General features: G+C 64.5%; 12 protein-coding genes. 10 read left to right on the top strand and 2 right to left on the bottom strand.

Annotation, left to right across the window (positions count from 1 at the left end; all coding sequences use genetic code 11):
- Positions 1-57: 57 nt before the first annotated feature.
- Positions 58-2,532: a TonB-dependent siderophore receptor gene (locus ASC94_RS20195; protein WP_056399425.1), complete on the top strand. Its 2,475-nt coding sequence runs from the start codon at positions 58-60 to the stop codon at positions 2,530-2,532.
- 213 nt (positions 2,533-2,745) lie between these two features.
- On the opposite strand, the gene ASC94_RS20200 is transcribed toward ASC94_RS20195, so the two are convergent.
- Positions 2,746-3,204: a rhodanese-like domain-containing protein gene (locus ASC94_RS20200; protein ID WP_056399434.1), complete on the bottom strand. Its 459-nt coding sequence runs from the start codon at positions 3,202-3,204 to the stop codon at positions 2,746-2,748.
- A gap of 282 nt (positions 3,205-3,486) precedes the next feature.
- On the opposite strand from ASC94_RS20200, the gene glnA reads away from it, so the two are divergent.
- From glnA to ASC94_RS20240, 8 genes are all read left to right on the top strand, one after another.
- Positions 3,487-4,902, top strand: coding sequence for a type I glutamate--ammonia ligase (gene glnA / locus ASC94_RS20205; protein ID WP_028833743.1), 1,416 nt, complete (start codon positions 3,487-3,489; stop codon positions 4,900-4,902).
- A 99-nt stretch (positions 4,903-5,001) separates the two neighbouring features.
- Positions 5,002-5,493 (top strand): DUF4124 domain-containing protein, encoded by a 492-nt coding sequence (locus ASC94_RS20210; RefSeq protein ID WP_056399436.1) that lies wholly within the window; start codon positions 5,002-5,004, stop codon positions 5,491-5,493.
- Positions 5,494-5,538: 45 nt separating this feature from the next.
- Complete coding sequence (glnL, locus tag ASC94_RS20215) at positions 5,539-6,648, top strand: nitrogen regulation protein NR(II) (protein WP_056399440.1); 1,110 nt, start codon at positions 5,539-5,541, stop codon at positions 6,646-6,648.
- 68 nt (positions 6,649-6,716) lie between these two features.
- Complete coding sequence (gene ntrC / locus ASC94_RS20220) at positions 6,717-8,285, top strand: nitrogen regulation protein NR(I) (RefSeq protein ID WP_056399442.1); 1,569 nt, start codon at positions 6,717-6,719, stop codon at positions 8,283-8,285.
- 69 nt (positions 8,286-8,354) lie between these two features.
- A complete protein-coding gene (corA, locus tag ASC94_RS20225; protein ID WP_056399446.1) occupies positions 8,355-9,326 on the top strand; it encodes a magnesium/cobalt transporter CorA in 972 nt (323 codons plus the stop codon).
- A 704-nt stretch (positions 9,327-10,030) separates the two neighbouring features.
- Entirely contained in the window at positions 10,031-13,006 is a 2,976-nt protein-coding gene (locus ASC94_RS20230) for a TonB-dependent receptor (protein WP_229417345.1), read from the top strand.
- Positions 13,007-13,119: 113 nt separating this feature from the next.
- Positions 13,120-14,703 carry a response regulator gene (locus tag ASC94_RS20235; protein ID WP_056399453.1) on the top strand — a complete coding sequence of 528 codons (1,584 nt, stop codon included), beginning with the start codon at positions 13,120-13,122 and terminating at the stop codon, positions 14,701-14,703.
- 36 nt (positions 14,704-14,739) lie between these two features.
- On the top strand, positions 14,740-16,098 hold the full coding sequence (locus ASC94_RS20240) for a GAF domain-containing sensor histidine kinase (RefSeq protein WP_056399457.1): 1,359 nt from the start codon (positions 14,740-14,742) through the stop codon (positions 16,096-16,098).
- Between the two features lie 122 nt (positions 16,099-16,220).
- Here ASC94_RS20240 and ASC94_RS20245 read toward each other — a convergent pair whose 3' ends face one another.
- Positions 16,221-17,846 (bottom strand): NAD(P)/FAD-dependent oxidoreductase, encoded by a 1,626-nt coding sequence (locus ASC94_RS20245; RefSeq protein WP_056399463.1) that lies wholly within the window; start codon positions 17,844-17,846, stop codon positions 16,221-16,223.
- A gap of 300 nt (positions 17,847-18,146) precedes the next feature.
- Here ASC94_RS20245 and ASC94_RS20250 point away from each other — a divergent pair, with 300 nt between their 5' ends.
- Positions 18,147-20,984: a TonB-dependent receptor gene (locus ASC94_RS20250; RefSeq protein WP_162251444.1), complete on the top strand. Its 2,838-nt coding sequence runs from the start codon at positions 18,147-18,149 to the stop codon at positions 20,982-20,984.
- The last annotated feature ends 155 nt before the right edge of the window (positions 20,985-21,139 follow it).

Genomic DNA, 21,139 nt, shown 5'->3' on the forward strand with positions numbered 1-21,139 from the left:
TTTGGCCCGGTGATACTAAGGAGGCATAAGAAAAATTCAACTACACCAGGAGTAGCAATGCAGAGAAATCACGTCCTCGCAGTAGCCATCGCCTCGCTGTTCGCCTCCGGCCACGCCGCCGCGCAAACTGCCCCAGCTTCCTCCGACAACGCCGCCACCGTGGTCGTCACCGGCACCCGGGTTGCCAACCGCACCGCGCTCGATACCGCCTCCCCGGTCGACATCATCGGCGCCGACGCCATCAAGAACACCGGCGTGCCCGAGATCGCGCAAGCGCTGTCGGTGGCCCTGCCTTCGCTGAACTTCCCGCGTCCCGGCCTGGCCGACGGCACCGACACCGTGCGCCCCGCCACCCTGCGCGGCCTGGCGCCGGACCAGACCCTGGTGCTGGTGAACTCCAAGCGCCGCCACACCTCCTCGCTGGTGAACCTGAACGGCACCATCGGCCGCGGCTCGTCCTCGGTGGACATGAACACCATCCCGGTGGCGATGCTGAAAAATATCGAAGTGCTGCGCGACGGCGCCTCGGCCCAATACGGCTCGGACGCCATCGCCGGCGTGGTCAACCTGCGCCTGCGCACCGACAAGACCGGCGGCGAATTCACCGCCACCTATGGCCAGCGCCGCACCGAATACGACTTCGTCGCCGGCGCGCTGCCCGCCGGCGCCACCTGGGGTACCGAGACCTCGCGCAAGCGCAACGACGGCGGCACCGCCACCGTCAGCGGCTGGAAGGGCCTGGCGCTGGGCGACAGCGGCTACCTCACCATCGCGGCCGAATACAAGGACCAGGAGCACACCGAGCGCAGCGGCTACGACGTGCGCCAGCAATACCCGCTGGTGAACGGCGCCTTCGACCCGCGCGAAAAGACCATCAACCGCTTCAACGCCTGGTACGGCGAGCCTGAGCTGAAGCAGTCCACCGTGTTCGCCAACGCCGGCTACGCGCTGGAGGGCGGCGCCAAGCTGTACGGCTGGACCAGCTACCAGAAGCGCGAAGCGCGTTCGGCCGGCTTCTTCCGCCGCGCCCTGCAGGACCAGAACATCATCGCGGTCTACCCGGACGGCTTCCTGCCCATCATCGCGCCGGACGTGGACGACTACAGCGCCACGGGCGGCGTGACCTGGCAAGCCGGCGCGTGGGACATGGACGCCTCGATTGGCTACGGCAAGAACAAGATGCAGTACACCATCGAGAACACGCTGAACCGCTCCATCGGCCCCTCCAGCAAGACCCAGTTCGACGCGGGCGGCTTCTGGTACGACCAGCTGACCTTGAACCTGTCCGGCGTGCGCCAGGTCGAGGTGGGCCTGGCTTCGCCGCTGAACGTGGCGGTGGGCGCCGAAGCGCGCCGCGAAGGGTATAAACTGTTTGCCGGCGAGCCGGACTCGTGGCGCTACGGCGGCCAGGTGCTGGCCAACGGCACGCCTGCCGCGCCGGGCGCCCAGGTGTTCCCTGGCTTCCGTCCGGCCGACGCCTCGGACAATTCGCGCAAGGCCTACAGCGCCTACGTGGACCTGGAGGCCAACCTGACCAAGCAGTTCCTCGGTTCGGTGGCCATCCGCGGCGAACACTTCTCCGACTTCGGTAACAGCGTGTCGGGCAAGCTGGCCGGCCGCTACGACTTCGTGCCCGAGTTCGCGCTGCGCGGCTCGGTGCAGAACGGCTTCCGCGCGCCGTCGCCGCAGCAGCAGTTCTTCACGTCGACCTCGACCAACTTCATCAACGGCGTGCCGTTCGAGATCACCACCTTCAAGCCTAGCCACCCGGCCGCCATCGCGCTGGGCGCCAAGCCGCTGGACGCCGAGAAATCGGTCAACTTCTCGCTCGGTTCGGTGATGCGCTTCGGCGCGGTGAGCGTGACGGCGGACGCCTTCCACATCAAGATCAAGGACCGCATCGTGCTGTCCGAGAACCTGACCGCGGCCAATGTGCGCGACTTCCTCACCAAGCAAGGCTTCATCGGCGTGGGCGGCGGACGCTTCTTCATCAACGGCGTGGACACCACCACCAAGGGCATCGACGTGGTCACCAGCTGGCCGGTGCAGACCAACGGCTACGGCAAGCTCGACTTCACCGTGGCCGGCAACTACACCAAGACCGACGTCACCAAGGTGCCGGTCACGGCGCAGCTGGCCGCGCTGTCGCCGGCGCCGGTGCTGTTCGACCGCGTCAACGTGCTGACCTTCACGGACGGCACGCCGAAGACCAAGTTCATCGGCAGCAGCACCTGGTCCCACGGACCGTTCGGCCTGACCGCGCGCGCCACGCGCTACGGCAAGATCCTGGCGCCGGGCACAGCGGCCAACCTGGACTTCTGGCTGAGCGCCAAGACGCTGGTGGACCTGGAAGGGCGCTATGCCATCACCAAGAAGCTGCAACTGGCGGTGGGCGCGGACAACTTGTTCGACCAGTACCCTGACGCCTACCCGGCCAATCTGAACACGACCGGCAACGCCCCGTACTCGAACTACTCCCCGTTCGGCCGCTCGGGACGCTACGTGTACGCCCGCCTGAACTACACGCTGTAGTGTAGTTGCGGCTCGGCGGCTCGGCGGGTTACGCACTGCGTGCTAACCCGCCCTACGTGCCGCGCCCCCTCGAAAATGGGGTCAGGGTTAATTTTCGAGGAAATGTTTCCTCGAAAATTAACCCTGACCCCATTTTTGGTATATCGGCATGTCCGTAGGGCGGGTTAGGCGTGCAACGCCGTAACCCGCCGTAACCGCAGCCGCCGCAGCCGCCTACGCGCCCAGCCAGGGCAGGCCGGCCTTGCACCAGCCGCCCACCTGCTTGCGGTGGCCTTCTGCGTCCTTGTCTCCCTCAAACCCTTCCAGGATGTCGTAGCACTGCGTGTAGCCGTGCTCGGTGGCCAGCTTGGCCGCGTGGCGCGAGCGCACGCCGGAACGGCACAGGAACAGCAGTACTTCGTCCTTGTTCGCCACCGCGGCCAGTTGCTCGATGAATTGGGGGTTGGGCACGCCGCCAGGATACGTGCTCCATTGCACTGCACCATGCTGGGACGCCGGAATGGCCACCCGGCCCACCCAGTCGCGCTCGGCATTGGTGCGCACATCGATCAGTTTGACCCCGCTGTCCGCACTCAGCAGCGTGTGCGCTTCGGCCGGCGTCACGGCGCCGGCATAGGGCAGGGCGGCGTCGCGGCTGCGCGCCCGGGCGAGGATCTCGGTAATAGTGCTCATGGCGATTTTTTCCCAATCGGCTGTCAATATTGCGTTTATTATAGTGCCCGATCGTCCACGGAAGTTTTTTGCACCAAGCTGATGCATTTTTTCGAATCGTCAATATTTCGCACCGAAAGCGTGCAAAATTTACGGTTTGCACCAACAAGGTGCGTGTTTGATTATGCGCAAAAGTAGTGCAAGAGGGTAAATCTTCTGGCACGCTTCCTGCTTAATAGATTGACGAGTTTCAAGCTGCACGCAACAGCGTGGGCTGCCCCACTTTTTCACTAGGAGAGACGCATGGCACTGACCGCCGCAGAAGTATTGAAAATGGTACAAGATAACGAAGTGAAATTCGTTGATTTCCGCTTTGCTGACACCCGCGGCAAAGAACAGCACGTCACCGTGCCTGTATCGCACTTCGATATCGACAAGTTCGAATCCGGTCACGCCTTCGACGGCTCCTCGATCGCCGGCTGGAAGGGCATCGAAGCATCCGACATGATCCTGCTGCCTGATCCGGCTACCGCGAACATCGACCCGTTCATGGAAGAGACCACCCTGTTCATGCAGTGCGACGTGATCGAACCGTCGGACGGCAAAGGTTACGACCGCGACCCACGCTCCATCGCCAAGCGCGCTGAAGCCTACCTGAAATCGTCCGGCCTGGGCGACACCGCCTACTTCGGTCCCGAGCCAGAGTTCTTCATCTTCGATTCCGTCAAATGGAAAATCGACATGTCGGGCGCCAAGGTGCAGATCGACTCCGACGAAGCTTCCTGGTCGACCGACAAGGACATCGAAGGCGGCAACAGCGGCCACCGTCCTACCGTCAAGGGCGGCTACTTCCCAGTGCCACCAGTGGACTCCTTCCAGGACATGCGTTCGGAAATGTGCCTGATCCTGGAATCGCTGGGCATCCCGGTTGAAGTGCACCACCACGAAGTGGCCGGCGCCGGCCAGAACGAAATCGGCACCAAGTTCTCGACCCTGGTCGAGCGCGCCGACTGGACCCAGAACCTGAAATACGTGGTCTGGAACGTGGCCCACAGCTATGGCAAAACCGCCACCTTCATGCCGAAGCCTATCGTTGGCGACAACGGTTCGGGCATGCACGTGCACCAGTCGATCTGGAAAGACGGCAAGAACCTGTTCGCCGGCGACGGCTATGCCGGCCTGTCCGACTTCGCGCTGTACTACATCGGCGGCATCATCAAGCACGCCAAGGCGCTGAACGCCATCACCAACCCAGGCACCAACTCGTACAAGCGCCTGGTGCCAGGCTACGAGGCGCCAGTGAAACTGGCTTACTCGGCACGCAACCGTTCGGCTTCGATCCGTATCCCGCACGTGGCCAATCCTAAGGGCCGCCGCATCGAAACCCGCTTCCCTGACCCACTGGCAAACCCATACCTGTGCTTCGCAGCACTGATGATGGCCGGCCTGGACGGCGTGCAGAACAAGATCCATCCGGGCGAAGCCGCATCGAAAGACCTGTACCATCTGCCACCGGAAGAAGACGCGCTGATCCCGACCGTCTGCGCTTCGCTGGAAGAGGCTCTGGATCACCTGAACAAGGACCGCGAGTTCCTGACCCGCGGCGGCGTGTTCACCGATTCGATGATCGATGCCTACATCGAACTGAAGATGACCGAAGTGACCCGCATGCGCATGACCACGCACCCGGTCGAATTCGACATGTACTACTCGCTGTAATCAGCGGCAGTGCCGGCCCCCGGGCCGGCCTGCAACCAGACGCGAGGACAGCAGCTGCTCTCCTCGCGTTTTTTTTACCGGATGTTGTATAGTCGGGGCATGACTACCTGGAATTTCGCACCTTTCGTTTTGTTGTTCGCCACCAGCGCAGCCTTGGCCCAGGGACAGATTTTCCTGTGCGTGGACGCCAGCGGCCACAAGGAACTGACCGACAGCCGCAAGCACGCCTCCTGCAGGGCGCTGGACATCCCGGGCGCGATCCCGGCGCCGGCGCGGCGCGCGGAGAGCGCGCGGCCGAGGGCGCCGGCGGCCAGCCCGGCCGCCACGCCGGACAGCTTCCCGCGCGTCGACAGCAGCGAGCAGAAGGCGCGCGACGCCGACCGCCGCGCGATCCTGATGGAGGAGCTCAACGGCGAGCAGGCCAAGCTCAATGAACTGCGCAAGGAGTTCAACAACGGCGAGCCGGAGCGGCGCGGGGACGAGCGCAATTACGCGAAATACCAGGAGCGCGTGGCCAGCCTGAAGGACAGCATCAGCCGGTCCGAAAAGAACGTGGAAGCGCTCAAGCGCGAGATCCAGAACATCCGCTGAGATCCTGCCGCAGGGCGCATCCGCAAGCATCCCAAGGGGAGGCACATGAGCATAGTCACCAATATCGCCCGCGCGGCGGCCGCCATGGCGCGCCCGCAATCGCTGGCCGGGCTGGAGCTGCTGGCCTCGGCCGTGATCCTGCTGGACGCGGACGGCCTGATCACCTACGTCAACGCGGCCGCCGAGAATCTGCTGGAGAGCTCGGTCAAGGCCTTGTCGCGCCAGAAGTTCGCGGGCCTGTTTACCAATCCCGACGAGCTGGTGAACATCATCGCGCAGGCGCGCGAGCACACGTTTTCCGACCTGCGCCAGGACCTGACGCTGGAGCGCGCCGGCAAGGAGCCGCTGCAGGTGCACAGCATCGTCTCGGCGCTGGAAGACCCGCAAGGCGCCATCCTGATCGAGCTGCGCGAGAACGTGCAGCAGCTTAAGCTGGACCGCGAGGAGCGCATCCTGGACCAGAGCCAGGTCAACAAGGAGCTGATCCGCAACCTGGCGCACGAAATCAAGAACCCGCTGGGCGGCATCCGCGGCGCGGCGCAGCTGCTGGAGATGGAGCTGCCGCCGCTGCACCTGGCCGAGCTGCGCGAGTACACCCAGGTCATCATCAAGGAGGCCGACCGCCTGCAGACCCTGGTGGACCGCCTGCTGGCGCCGCACCGCCGCCCGCACATCGTGGGCGACGTCAACATCCACGAAGTGTGCGAGCGCGTGCGCAGCCTGATCCTGGCCGAGTTCCCGTCCGGCCTGGCGATCCGGCGCGACTATGACGCCTCCATCCCCGAGTTCCGGGGCGACAAGGAACAGCTGATCCAGACCGTGCTCAACATTGCGCACAACGCCGCGCAGGCGCTCTCGCAGCGCATCGAGCAGGGCGACGCGGAGCTGGTGCTGAAGACGCGGGTGGCGCGCCAGGTGACCCTGGCCAAGGTCCGCTACAACCTGGCATTAGACTTGCATATCATTGACAATGGACCGGGTATCGCACCCCAGATCCGCGACCGCATTTTCTACCCGCTGGTGTCGGGACGGGAAGGCGGCAGCGGTTTGGGGCTGACCTTGGCGCAGACCTTTGTGCAGCAGCACATGGGCGTGATCGAGTGCGAGAGCCGGCCTGGATATACGGACTTCAGGATCTTGCTGCCCCTGCCATAAGCGGGCGCGGCCCGATGCCGGGTCCGGGTCCCTTGATTGACGATCCATCCGCGGGATACAAAGAACACATGAAGCCAATCTGGATAGTTGACGACGACGAATCGATCCGCTGGGTACTGGAAAAAGCCTTGGCCAGGGAAAGCCTGGCCACCAAGAGTTTTGCCAACGCGCGCGACGCAATCGCCGCGCTGGAGCATGAAACGCCGCAGGTGCTGGTGTCCGACATCCGCATGCCGGGCGACTCCGGCCTGGACTTGCTGCAGCTGGTCAAGTCGCGCCATCCCGGCCTGCCGGTCATCATCATCACCGCCTTCTCCGACCTGGATTCGGCGGTGGCGGCCTTCCAGGGCGGCGCCTTCGAATACCTGGCCAAGCCTTTCGACATCGACAAGGCCGTCGAGCTGATCCGGCGCGCGCTGGACGAGAGCCTGCGCGAGACCAGCGTGGAATCGGGGCCGGCCGAAACGCCCGAGATCCTGGGCCAGGCGCCCGCCATGCAGGAAGTGTTCCGCGCCATCGGCCGCCTGTCGCAGTCCAATGTCACGGTGCTCATCACCGGCGAGTCCGGCACCGGCAAGGAACTGGTGGCGCGCGCGCTGCACAAGCACAGCCCGCGCGCGGCCCAGCCTTTCATTGCGCTCAACACGGCCGCCATTCCCAAGGACTTGCTGGAATCGGAACTGTTCGGCCATGAGCGCGGCGCCTTCACCGGCGCCCAGACCACGCGGCGCGGCCGCTTCGAGCAGGCCGAGAACGGCACCCTGTTCCTGGACGAGATCGGCGACATGCCCTTCGATCTGCAGACGCGCTTGCTGCGCGTGCTGTCGGACGGCCATTTCTACCGCGTCGGCGGGCACCAGCCCATGAAGGCCAATGTGCGCGTGATTACTGCAACGCACCAGAACCTGGAGCAGCGCGTGCGCGACGGCCTGTTCCGCGAAGACTTGTACCACCGCCTGAACGTGATCCGCCTGCGCTTGCCCAGTTTGAGGGAGCGGCGCGAGGATATCCCCATTTTGGTGCGGCACTTCCTGGTGCAGAGCGCCAAGCAGCTGGGGGTGGAAGCCAAGCGCATGAGCGACGCGGCGCTGGTTTTCCTGTGCAGCCTGGACTTGCCGGGCAATGTGCGCCAGCTGGAAAACCTGTGCAACTGGATCACCGTGATGGCGCCCGGCCAGACCGTGGAGGTGAAGGACTTGCCGCTGGAGCTGACCCAGGAGCAGGGCGGGCGGCCGTATGAGGGCGGGGGCGGGGCGGCCGCGTCCGCGATCCTGGCGCCGGCCGGCGGCCACGAGCAGGGCGGGCCGCAGCACGGCGCGGCGCAGCAGGGCGGCTTGCAGCACCATGGCACGGTGCTGCCGGTGGCCGAGGCTGGCGCGCTGAACGGCGCGCATGCGGCGGGCGGCGCCGACAGCTGGCTCAGCCTGCTGGAACTGCAGGCGGCGGGCATGCTGGCCAGCGGCCAGCAGGAAGTGATGGACGTGCTGGGGCGCCAGTTCGAGTCGGCGCTGATACGCACCGCGCTCAAGTACACGCATGGCCGCAAGAACGACGCGGCGGTGCGCCTGGGCATAGGCCGCAACACCATCACGCGCAAGATCGCCGAACTGGGGATAGACGGCGCCAAGGACGATTAGCGGCGCTCACGTGGCCATGCCGAAGGCGGCCATGCTAAGCTTCCGGCTTTATAGCGGAAGCGGTTCACCATGCTGATCAATTGTGTTGCCTACCAGGACGGCCGCAAGCTGGCCGACGTCGCCGTGGAAGACATCAGCGACTACGTCGCGCGCGGCGACTGCTTCGTCTGGGTGGCGCTGCGCGAAGGCGACGCGGCCGAGCTGGCCGTGATGCAGGAGGAGTTCGGCCTGCACGAGCTGGCAGTGGAAGACGCCAGCCGCGGCCACCAGCGCCCCAAGATCGAAGAATACGGCGACTCGCTGTTCGTGGTGGTCAAGACCATCGAGGCGAGCCCGGACGGCAACGAGCTGGTGGTGGGCGAGGTGGACGTGTTCGTCGGCCCCAACTACGTGCTGTCGAACCGCCAGAACGCCAGCCAGGACCTGCTGGGCGTGCGCGCCCGCGCCGAGCGCGAGCCGCACCTGCTCAAGCAGGGCCCGGCCTTCGTGCTGTACGCCGTGATGGACGCGGTGGTGGACCGCTATTTCCCCATTGCCGACGCCATGGAAACCGAACTGGAACAGATCGAGGAGCGCATCTTCGTGCAGAGCGCCCAGCGCGACAACATCGAGCGCCTGTACGCGCTCAAGCGCAAGGCGCTGACCCTGCGCCACGCCGTGGCGCCGCTGCTGGACGCGGTGGGCAAACTGCACGGCGGCCGCGTGCCGGCCGTGTGCGCCGACACCCAGGAATACTTCCGCGACGTGCACGACCACCTGCTGCGCATCAGCGGCACCCTCGATTCCATCCGCGACACCATCAGCACGGCGATCCAGGTGCACTTGTCGATGGTGGCCATCGACGAGGGCGAGGTGAACAAGAAGTTGGCCGCCTACGCCGCCATTTTCGCGGTGATGACGGCGTTCGCCGGCATCTGGGGCATGAATTTCAAGTACATGCCCGAGCTCGATTCGCCCTACGGCTACCCGGCCGCGCTGCTGCTCATGGTCAGCGTTTGTTGTTATTTGTACAGAAGATTCCGCAAAGCGGGCTGGCTGTAACGAAACTGATTGTCACTACGCAGCCGAGCCATTAGTATCTTTTCGGTAGTAACCCGATAGTCTAAAATTTCCTAACGGTAACGTTCGGCTGGTGCTGTACGCCTTGAGAAAAGGTGCGGCAGATAAAGTTCCTTTGCCTTATTGTTAATCAGAATATCCTTATTCATTTAATTGACGCTGACCGTACAAAATACGGTTTTGGCCTAATTGAAGAAACGCCGGTGAATTACGCTTTTAGCGAAACGATATTCGCATAAGCTAATGCGAAGTTTGTCCGGTGCTGCGCCGCAGCGATTATCTCCCCAGTTCACAATTCCCCTGCTGCGGCGTCCCCGATTTTACGCTTCCCCCTATGAGAAATGCGCCACGCGGGTGCGGCAATGCACCATGCGGGTGCGCTCCAGCGAGCGTGAAATATATATCGTCCGATAACGATGTCGCAAAAATACATCAATACAATTCGATAGTTGACACTCCAAATCGCGCCGTGTTTTGATTGCTGCTTGCTAAAAACATCAAAACTGAATTTGGCAAATTTTCGCAACAGCGAAAGATTGAGTGGTACCGCCGCAAACAGCCGACCGGGAATCGGCTGCTATAAATCGAACGGCCGCCTTACCGGGCGGCTTTTAATTGGGAAAAACCACATGTTAAGAAAAACTGTATTGGTAAGAGCGCTGACAATCGCTTTCGGTGCTGCCGCCATGGGCGCAATAGTGGTACCGGCAGCAATGGCGCAGTCGAACGCGGCCGGTAATATTTTCGGCCGCGTCGATGCGCCAGCCGGCGCCTCTATCGTCATGCTGAACACCGACAATGGCGCCAAGCGCACGATTACGCCGGATGCCAGCGGGCGCTACAACGCGACTGCCATGTCGCCGGGTCACTACAAAGTCGAACTGGTTCGCGACGGCAAAGCCGTCGAGACCCGAGAAGTCGACGTGATCGTCGGCCAGGGTGTCGATGCTTCCTTCCTGGGCGCCATACAAGCCGTGCAAGTGACCGGCGCGCGTACCCGGATCGACGTATCGAACTCGAACAACGGCGCCACCTTCACCGCCAAGGAGCTGGCGCGCCTGCCGATTCCGCAGACCGTGGACGCCATCATCCAGCTGGCGCCGAACACCACCCGCGCCGACTCGCGCTACGCTGCAGGCGCCTCGTTCGGCGGCGGCGGCGCTTCGGAGAATGCTTACTACATCAACGGTTTCCCCGTCACCAACCCGCTGACCCAGCTGGGCGGCTCGGAACTGCCCTTCGGCGCGATCGCGCAGGCGCAGATTCTGACCGGCGGCTTCGGTGCGGAATTCGGCCGTTCCGTGGGCGGCGTGGTCAACATCACCACCAAGAGCGGCAAGAACACCTGGGAAGCCGGCGCAACGGCCCAGTTCGAGCCGAATTCGCTGCGCTCGGAAAACAAGGACATTTATTATCCGGTCAACGGCGCCGCCACCGACGGCCAGATCTACCGCCGCCTGTCGGAAAACACCGTGACCCGCCGCACTGTGGGCGGCTACGTTGGCGGTCCCATCATCAAGGACACCCTGTTCATGTTTGCTGCCGTCGAGCGCAAAAAGGACACCCTGGGCGGCATCAACCGCCAAGCCGCCTCGACCGGCCTGCCAAGCAGCCCTTCGCTGGGCACCACCGGCTGGGAAGACCGCCAGGACACCATGGACCGCTACCTGGGCAAATTCGACTGGAACATCAGCGACAACCATCGCCTGGAATTGACCTTGCTGGGTGATAACAACAAGGAAGACCGCCAGCTGTCCGGCTACAACTACACCAACGGCCGCCTCTACAACCAGGTGTCGTCCGAGCATTACCGCAACAACTCGAACTTCACGCCGGTTGGCGCCGATTCGCAGATCTTGCGCTACACCGGCACCTTGACGGACAACCTGACCGTCACCGCGCTGTTTGGCAAGAGCAAGACCAAGGTTGAAAACCGCTATGACGGCGACCTGAGCGGCCAGTTCCAGATCAACGCCGCCGCCCGCGCCCAGGTGCCTGGCCTGAACTACAAGACCAGCCAGATCCTGACCGGCACCATTTTCCCCGACGGCGCCAAGAACGAAACCCAGTCCGGCCGCATGGACCTGGAATACAAGCTGGACGCCCACACCATCCGCGCCGGCTTCGACAACAACAAGCTGAAGTCCATCAACGCGGGCGACGTCAATGCCGGCGGCGGTATCTGGTTCTACGACCGCACCACCACGCCGAACTCGCCGATCAGCCTGAGCGGCCAGCGCGTGACCGTGGCGAACTTCGGCGGCTTCGGCAAGGACGGCTACTTCGTCAGCCGCCGCCTGTTCGATACCGCCACCAATGCTTATTCCGACCAGGATGCGCAATACCTGGAAGACCGCTGGCAGGTGAACAAGGACGTGCTGGTGACCGTGGGCCTGCGCAACGAAGGCTTCAAGAACAAGAACGGCGACGGCGAAACCTTCCTGGAAGTGAAGAACATGGTGTCGCCACGTTTGGCTGCGGCTTGGGACGTGAACGGCGACTCGTCGTTCAAGGTGTTCGGCAGCGCCGGCCGCTACGCGCTGCAGATCCCGACCCACCTGGCAGTGCGCGGCGCCAGCCGCTCGCTCAACACCCGCGAGTACTTCACCTACACCGGCACCGACGCCAACGGCAATCCAACCGGCCTGAAGCAGATGACCAAGCCGCTCTCGACCAACAACGAGTACGGTCAGGCGAAGGACGTCAACACCCTGACGGCCGTCGACATCAAGCCGACTTACCAGGATGAGCTGACCGTGGGCTTCGAGAAGGCCCTGACGGCTTCGCTGAACGTGGGCGCGAAAGCGACCTTCCGCAAGCTGAAGCAAACCATTGACGATTACTGCGACGACCGTGCCGTGCTGACCTGGGCTGAACGCAACAAGGTCAATACCGACAATTTCGCCGGCCTGGGCTGCGTGACCTTCAATCCGGGTAGCGACAACACCTTCCGCGTCGACTTCAACGGCGACAAGAAGTACACCGACGTGCACCTGACCGCCGCCGAGCTGGGCTTTGAGAAGGCCAAGCGCAACTACGTCGCGCTGGACCTGTTCGCCGAGCATCCGCTGCGCAACGGCTGGTATGGCCGCGTGAATTACACCTGGTCGCGCAGCAAGGGCAACACCGAAGGCCAGACCCGCTCGGACAATGCACAGACCGACGTGGCAGCCACCTCCACCTGGGATACCCAGGAGTTGATGTACGGCGCGAACGGCCTGCTGCCGAACGACCGCAAGCATCAGGTCAAGGCGTTCGGCTTCTATGAAGTCAGCCCTGAATGGAGCGTGGGCGGCAACTTCCTGGCCGCTTCGGGCCGTCCGCGCAGCTGCTTCGGCAACTACCCGGACCTGCCGGGCGACGCGCCTGACTACGGTTCGGTGTACTTCTGGTGCGGCAAAACCGCTGCTCCGCGCGGCACCTTCGGCAATCTGCCTTGGGACATCCGCCTGGACGCCAACCTGTCTTACCGTCCGGCCGTCTTCCCTGGCCTGATGTTCAAGGTGGACGTGTTCAACGTGGCCAACAAGCAGATCGCCCAGAACGTGGACGAGACCTACAACCTGACCGGCACCGACATCAGCCCGACCTACCAGCGCGTGATCAGCTACACCGCGCCGCGTTCGGCCAGGCTGACCGTGGAATACAACTACAAGTTCTAATCCCGGTTTGTTGCTGCAAGCTGAAACCGCCGGCTTTGCCGGCGGTTTTTTTATGTCCGGCCGTGAAGACTCGATGTACAATCAATAATAACCAGAGCCCACGCGAGGCCGCCATGATCGACGACGAAATGGAGTTTGACGACGATGCGCCGGCGGCGTCGGCTGCGCCCGCGCCGTGGCAGGTGCTGATCGTCGACGACGACGAGTCGGTGCACCAGGTGACCCAGCTGGTCATGGGCGACTTCGTGTTCGACGGCCGCCCGCTGCGCTTTACCCACTGCTATTCCGCCGCCGAGGCGCGGGCCGTACTGGGCGGCGCCACGCCATCCCCTGCGCAGTTCGCGCTGATCCTGCTGGACGTGGTGATGGAAACCGACCACGCCGGCCTGGACCTGGTGCGCCACATTCGCGAGGAACTGGGCGACAGCCAGGTGCGCATCGTGCTGCGCACCGGCCAGCCGGGCCAGGCGCCGCAGGCCTATGTGCTGAAAACCTACGACATCAACGATTACCGCGAAAAAACCGACCTCACGCACGCCAAACTGAGCACGGTGTTCTATTCGGCCCTGCGCGGCTACCGCGACCTGATGCGCCTGGAGCGCGCACGGTGTGGCCTGCGGCGCTCGATCGACGCCATTGCCCACGTGGGCGATTCGGACAATCTGCGCACGTTCTGCTCGGCGGTGCTGGAGCAGGCCAGCGCGCTGCTGGGGCATGACGGCGAGGGCGTGTGCGCCAGCCGGCGCCTGGAGGACGCGCGCGCGGCCCCTGGCGCCATCGATGCCTACGCAGCCGCGCCGCAGGGCGATCGGCTGCGGGTGCTGGCGGTCACGCCGGCCTACGCCGGCCTGCCGTCCGACGAAACGCTGGCCCACTTGCCGGCGCCGGTGGCGGCGGCCTTCGCGCGCTGCATGCGCGAGCGGCGCGACCACCACGGCGACCATTACTACGCCTGCTACCACCGCACGGTCGAAGGCAACGAAAGCCTGCTGTACATGGCTTTCTCCGACCCGGTGGGCGAGGCCGAGCGCGAATTGCTGGCGCTGTTCTCGGCCAATGTCGCCATCACCTACGAGAAGCTGCTGCAGCGCGAGGAGAGCGCCGCCACGCAGCAGGCCACGGTGGCCATCCTGGGCGGCGCGCTGGAGCGGCGCGCGCCGGACAGCGGCGAGCACGTGGAGCGCGTGGGCCTGATTGCCGCCATGCTGGCCGAGGCGGCGCAGCTGGCGCCGGCGGCCGTGCGCCAGTTGCGCCAGGCCGCCCCGCTGCACGACGTGGGCCACAGCGGGGTGCCGGACGCGGTGCTGAACCAGCCCGGCCCGCTGGACGGCGCGCAGTGGGCGCAGATGCGGCAGCACAGCGAGGTCGGTCGCGCCATGCTGCAGCGCTCGGCCCAGCCGGTGCTGCAGCTGGCGGCGGCTATCGCCTACGAGCACCATGAGCGCTGGGACGGCAGCGGCTACCCGCGCGGCCTGGCCGGCGAGCAGATCAGCCTGGCGGGGCGCATCACCGCGCTGGCCGATTTCGTCGACGCCATGGTCAGTCCGCGCTGCTACCGGCCGGCCTGGCCGCTGGCGCACGCACTGGAGCAGGTGCGCGCCGAAAGCGGCAAGCGTTTCGATCCGGCGCTGGCCGCGCTGCTGCTGCAGCGCAGCGCCGACCTGCAGCAGCTGTACCAGCGCAGTCCGCCTTCCTAGCGGTCCCCTTATGAATGCCTTGCCCGGAGTGTTGCCATGACCGCCAGTTCCCCCGCGCTGTTCGACGAGCACGATGGCCGCCTGCTGGCCGAGGCCGCGCTGCGCTCGATCACCGCGTCCACCTCGCGCCTGCGCGGCGAGGAATTCCTCCGCACGCTGGTGCGGGACCTGGCCCGGGCGCTGGACGTCACCTATGTGATCGCCGGCCGCGTGGTGCAGCTGGCGGACGGGGAGGGCATCCGCACCCTGGCGGTGTGGGGCGGGACGGACTTCCTGCCCAATATGGAATACAGCCTGCGGCACACGCCCTGCCAGGACGTGACCGACCAGACCATGTGCTTCCACGCCTGCGGCATCCAGGCCGACTACCCCAGGGACACGCTGCTGGTGGACATGCGCGCCGAAAGCTACGTCGGCATGCCCATGATCGACACCGAGGGCAAAACCCTGGGCATCCTGTCGGCCATTGACACCAAGCCCATCGACGAGAACAAGCGCCTGCTGGCGCTGTCGCTGCTGTCCATTTTCGCTGCGCGCTGCGCGGCCGAGCTGCAGCACCAGGACCGCGAGGAGCTGCTCGAACACAAGGTGCAGAAGCGCACCGAGGCGCTGCGCGCGGCCCAGGCCAGCATGGTGGAGCAGGAGAAGATGGCGGCGCTGGGCGCGCTGGTGGCGGGCGTGGCGCACGAGGTGAACACGCCGATCGGGGTGGCGGTGACGGCCGCTTCCGGCATGAGCGCCTATGCCGCGGAGATGGTGGACGCGCTGAGCGCGCCCAAGGTGAGCCGCTCGGACATGGTGGCGCTGGCCGAAAGGCTGAGGGGCGCAGCCGGCCTGATCGAGCAGAACCTGGCGCGCGCGGCGGAATTGATCGGCAATTTCAAGCAGCTGGCGGTGGACCAGGGCACCGAGCACGTCACCGAACTGTGCCTGCGCGACCATGTGCTGGGCGTGGTGTCGGCGCACAGCCCTGAGCTGCGCAAGGGCACCATCGAGGTGAAAGTGGACATCGACCCGGCGCTGCAGGCGCGCCTGCCGGCGGGCAAGCTGTCGCAGGTGCTGTCGAACCTGCTGATGAATTCAGCCAAGCATGGCTACCCGGACGGCGGGCCGGGGGAGGTGGTGATTGCCGCCCGCGTGGAGCGGACCGAGGGGCGCGACTGGGTGCTGATCGACTTCTGCGACGATGGCGTGGGCATGCCGGCAGCCGTGCGCGAACGGGTGTTCGAGCCCTTCTTCACCACCAAGCGCGGGCAGGGCGGCTCCGGCCTGGGCATGCACATTGTCTACACCATCGTGCACCAGATGGGCGGGCAGGTCAGCGTGGACGCGGAAGTGCAGCGCGGCTGCCGCTTCCACGTTCGGCTGCCCTTGGCGGGTTACGGCTCCGCCTGACCCGCCCTACGTTACTGCCGTGCCGACGGACTGCGTGCCGACGGACTGCGTGCCGACGGACTGCGTGCCGTAGGGCGGGTTAGGCGCGCAGCGCCGTAACCCGCCAAGCATGCGCAACCTGCTCAGTCCTTGGCCGCCATCGACAGCGCCACCGCCTCGGCCACCTTGATGCCGTCCACGCCAGCCGACAGGATGCCGCCGGCGTAGCCCGCGCCTTCGCCGGCTGGGAACAGGCCGCGCGTGTTCAGGCTTTGCAGGTCGTCGTCGCGGCGCTTGATGCGGATCGGCGAGGAGGTGCGCGTTTCCAGGCCGGTCAGCACCGCGTCGTGCTTGAAGTAGCCCTTGACCTGCTTGTCGAAAGCCGGGAAGGCTTCGCGCAGCGCCGTCACGGCGTACTCCGGCAGGATCGTGGCCAGGTCGGTGAGGTGCACCTGCGGTTTATAGGACGGCACCACGGCGCCGAACTCGGTGGACGGGCGGCCGGCCACGAAATCGCCCATCAGCTGGCCCGGCGCGCTGTAGTTGCTGCCGCCCAGTTCATAGGCTTTCTCTTCCAGGCGGCGCTGGAACTCGATACCGGCCAGCGGGTGGCCCGGATAGTCTTCCGGCGAAATGCTCACCACGATGGCGCTGTTGGCGTTGCGCTCGGCGCGCGAATACTGGCTCATGCCGTTGGTAACCACGCGGCCCGGCTCGGACGCGGCGGCCACCACGGTGCCGCCCGGGCACATGCAGAAGCTGTACACGGCGCGGCCGTTGGAGGCATGGTGCACCAGCTTGTAGTCGGCCGCGCCCAGGATGGGGTGGCCGGCGTTGGGGCCGAAGCGGCAGGCGTCGATCATGGACTGCGGATGCTCGACGCGGAAGCCGATCGAGAACGGCTTGGCTTCGATGAACACGCCGCGCTCATACAGCATTTCAAAGGTGTCGCGCGCGCTGTGGCCGATGGCCAGCACCACGTGTTCGGTCGGCAGGCGCTCGCCCGTGCTCAGCACCAGGCCGCGCACCTGGCGCTGGCCGTCGGCTTCGTCGATCTCGATGTCGGTCACTTTCGCCTCGAAGCGGATCTCGCCGCCCAGCGCCACGATTTCCTGGCGCATCGCTTCCACCATCTTGACCAGGCGGAAGGTGCCGATGTGCGGCTTGCTGACGTAGATGATTTCCTCCGGCGCGCCGGCCTTGACGAATTCGGTGAGCACCTTGCGGCCGTAGTGCTTGGGGTCCTTGATCTGGCTGTACAGCTTGCCGTCCGAGAAGGTGCCCGCGCCGCCCTCGCCGAACTGCACGTTCGATTCCGGGTTCAGCTCGCGCTTGCGCCAGAAGCCGAAGGTGTCCTTGGTGCGCTCGCGCACGGTCTTGCCGCGTTCCAGGATGATGGGTTTCAGGCCCATCTGGGCCAGGATCAGCGCGGCGAACAGCCCACACGGGCCCATGCCGATGACCACCGGGCGCGGCTGGGCACCGCTGGCGTTCACATTCTGCGCCACATACTTGTAGCGGGTGTCGGGCGAGGGCATCAGGTGGCTGTCGCGCGCGTTGGCTTTCAGGACGGCGTCGTCGTCGGTGGTTTCCACGTCCAGCGAATAGATCAGCACGATGGCGGACTTCTTGCGCGCGTCGTAGCTGCGCTTGTACACGGTATAGCCGGTGAGCTGGGCCGGCGCGATGCCGAGGCGGGTCAGGACGGCGGCGGTCAGTTGTTCAGGGGTATGGTCGAGCGGGAGCTTTACTTCATTCAGTCTGAGCATGGCGGTTCCTGTGCTTGTAGTTATCAAGCAGGTCGATTGGAAAAAAACGCGCGCGCGGCGCGCGCAACCGGCGATGATAGCACGCGCTCCCGCAGCGGTCCAGCACTAGTGCTCGCACCACTATGGTGCTGTTGTAAATCGACAATATTATTTAGTATATATCCGAATGTTACAATCTTTACGAATTGCTATCGCTATACTCCGAGACGGACCCTGCTGTCGGAGTGCAGCCGGGCCGATCAAATGGCTGGGGAAGCGCCTCATGAGGGCGCCGCCAGCCTTTCCTCGACTGGAGAAAACGTGAAGAAAAAGTTGATAGTGCAGGCAATAGCACTGATGGGCACCGTGGGCTGGAGCGACATCGCCCTGGCGCAACTGCAAACCGGCGCAGCGGCCGACGCGCCGATCGAACGCGTGATTGTGACCGGCTCCAACCTGAAGCGCACTTCCACGGAAAACCCGTCCGTGGTGCAGGTTATTTCGAAGAAGGAAATCGAGCAGTCCGGCGCGGTGAGCGTGGCTGACCTGATGGCCAAGGTACCGGCACTGGGCTCGTCCAACCAGGTCGACTCGCGCGATGGCGGCTTCTCCAAGGGCCTGGCTACTGCATCGCTGCGCAACCTGGGCTCGGCTTCCACCCTGGTGCTGATCAACGGCCGCCGCATGTCGCCGGCCGCCTATGCCGATCCGAACGCCGGCCAGTCCACCCAGTACGACCTGAACTCCATCCCGCTGTCGGCGCTGGAACGCGTCGAGATCCTGAAAGACGGCGGTTCGGCCGTGTACGGCTCCGACGCGATTGCCGGCGTGATCAACTTCATCACCAAGAGCAACTTCAAGGGCGGCGACATCACCGCCCAGCATAGCCAGGATGGCCACGGCAACTTCGGCCGGAACGGCATCAGCGGCGCCTATGGCTTCGGCGACCTGGAAGCGGACCGCTTCAACGCCTTCGTTGCCTTCGACTTCTCCAAGCGCGACCGCACCCCGATTGCCGAGGCGCGCGCCGTGCACGCCGACCAGTCCATGGCCATGGACGGCCGCTTGAGCAATTACTACAGCAGCGTCAGCCAGTATCCCGTGTTCTTCAAGGAGGCGCGCCTGGGGAGCGGTTCCTTCAACCGCTATGTGTCGGCCGACCTGAGCTGCAACCCGGCCGACATCCGCACCGGCTCCACCGCGCTGGTGCCGATGCTGGCATCGGACGTCATGATCGGCAACAAGTTCTGCAACTACGACGGCTGGCAGTATGAAGACGCGCAAGGCAAGAGCGAGAGCTCGAACGTGCTGGCACGCGGCGAATTCAAGATCAACGAGAGCACCCGCGCCTTCGCCGAAGCGTCGTACAGCAAGTCGGAACTGGAATACGCGGGCGTGTCTCGCACGCTGTCGCGCAACAAGACCACCGTGTTTCCGAAAGACGGTCCTGGCATCAGCTTCCAGCCTATCCTGGGCGTGAACCATCCGGACAACCCGACCCGCGGCACCGCCGGCGCTGTACCGGTGGCGGTGAACTACCGCTTCACCGACGCCAAAGGCGGCAGCTCGAACGAAAACACCTCGACCCGCCTGCTGGCCGGCCTGAAGGGCAGCAACTTCAACTGGGACTGGGATACCGGCCTGTTGTACAACGAGTCCAAGCGCCACCAGGTGTCGAACGGCTTCTTGTACCTGCCTATCGTGCAGCGCCTGGTGACCGATAACGTGCCGTTGAAAACCATCGCCAGCACTCCCGGCGTGACGGTGGACTCGCCGCTGGACGGCAAGGCCAGCATCACGCAGTGGGACATCAAGGGTAGCACCGAGCTGGGCCAGCTGGCCGGCGGCGCCATCGGCTTGGCCGTGGGCGCCGAGGTCAAGCAGGAAAAAATGAGCATCGTGCCAGACGCGCGTACCGTCAACGGCCAGATCATCGGCCTGGCCAACCAGTATTCGCAAGCCAAGCGCGACGTGCGCTCGGTGTTCTCCGAGGTGCGCCTGCCGGTGCTCAAATCGGTCGACGTGGAACTGGCCGGCCGGTACGACAAATATGACGGCTTCTCCGGCAGCTTCACGCCGAAAGCGGGCGTCAAGTGGACCGTGAGCCCGACCCTGGCGGTGCGCGGCACCTACTCGGAAGGCTTCCGCGCACCATCGCTGACCCAGATGGTGGACGGTGGCACCCAGTACTTCCTGAACAACTTCGAGGACAAGCTGCGCTGCGGCAAGCAAGGCGCCGACGCGACCGATTGCCTGAAGAGCCTGTCGGGCGTGGCGGCATCGAACAAGGACCTGGTGCCGGAAGAATCGAAGAGCTTCACGGCTGGCGTGATCTTCTCGCCAGCTAGCAACTTCGACATCCTGTTCGACTACTACAACATCCGCAAGGAAAAGGAAACCGACCTGATGTCGGCGGTGGCCGTGATCCAGGATCCTAGCCTGGCTTACCGCGTCAAGCGCGACCAGAACCAGGGCACCTGGCTGACCGATCCAGCGACCGGCAAGCTGATTCCGAACTCCGGCCCGTTGATCAGCATCGAAACGCCGTACATCAATGCTGGCGGTACCCGTACCAGCGGCATCGACCTCGAACTGGCGCTGCGCAACAACCTGGGCGCCTACGGCAAGCTGGCCAGCCGCCTGAACGCGACCTACACGCTGAGCTACAAGAAGGCTCAGGCCGACGGCGATCCGATGATCGACCTGGTCGGTACCAACGGCGCGATCTACAACGACACCACCAGCGTGGGTGAAATCCCGCGCCTGCGCGCGTCGCTGTCGTCGACCTGGAGCATCCAGCAGCACAACCTGACGGCCACCGCGAACTATATCTCGTCGATTTCGATGATGGCGGTGTACAGCGTGCAGGAAGACGGCAAGGTTGGCCGTTACGAAGAGCCGTACTGCGAATATGGCCGCGCCAACCGCAACCCGGACTACGCCAAGTTCTACCCGGAGTGCAAAGTGAAGTCGATGGCAACGCTGGACCTGGCCTACGCCTACACCGGCTTCCGCAACACCGTGCTGAGCTTCAACGTCGCCAACCTGTTCGACAAGAAGGCGCCGTATGATCCGTCGTACGCCACCGCTGGCTACAACCCGGCACTGCACAGCGCGCGCGGCCGCTTCTTCACGGTTAAAGCGAACTATAAGTTCTAATTGCCAGCGAGGCGGTAGTATTCGCCTCTAAGCTTCCAATGCCGCCCGGGCTTGACTGGGCGGCATTTTTTTTAGGAGATACGGAGGTCGCCAAGTGTGCATGGATGGGCGAAGCGCCTTGTTGCGTCGCCGCTGCTTCCCGGCTTGATGCTGCT

Source organism: Massilia sp. Root418, from assembly GCF_001425265.1.
GTDB lineage: Bacteria > Pseudomonadota > Gammaproteobacteria > Burkholderiales > Burkholderiaceae_D > Rugamonas.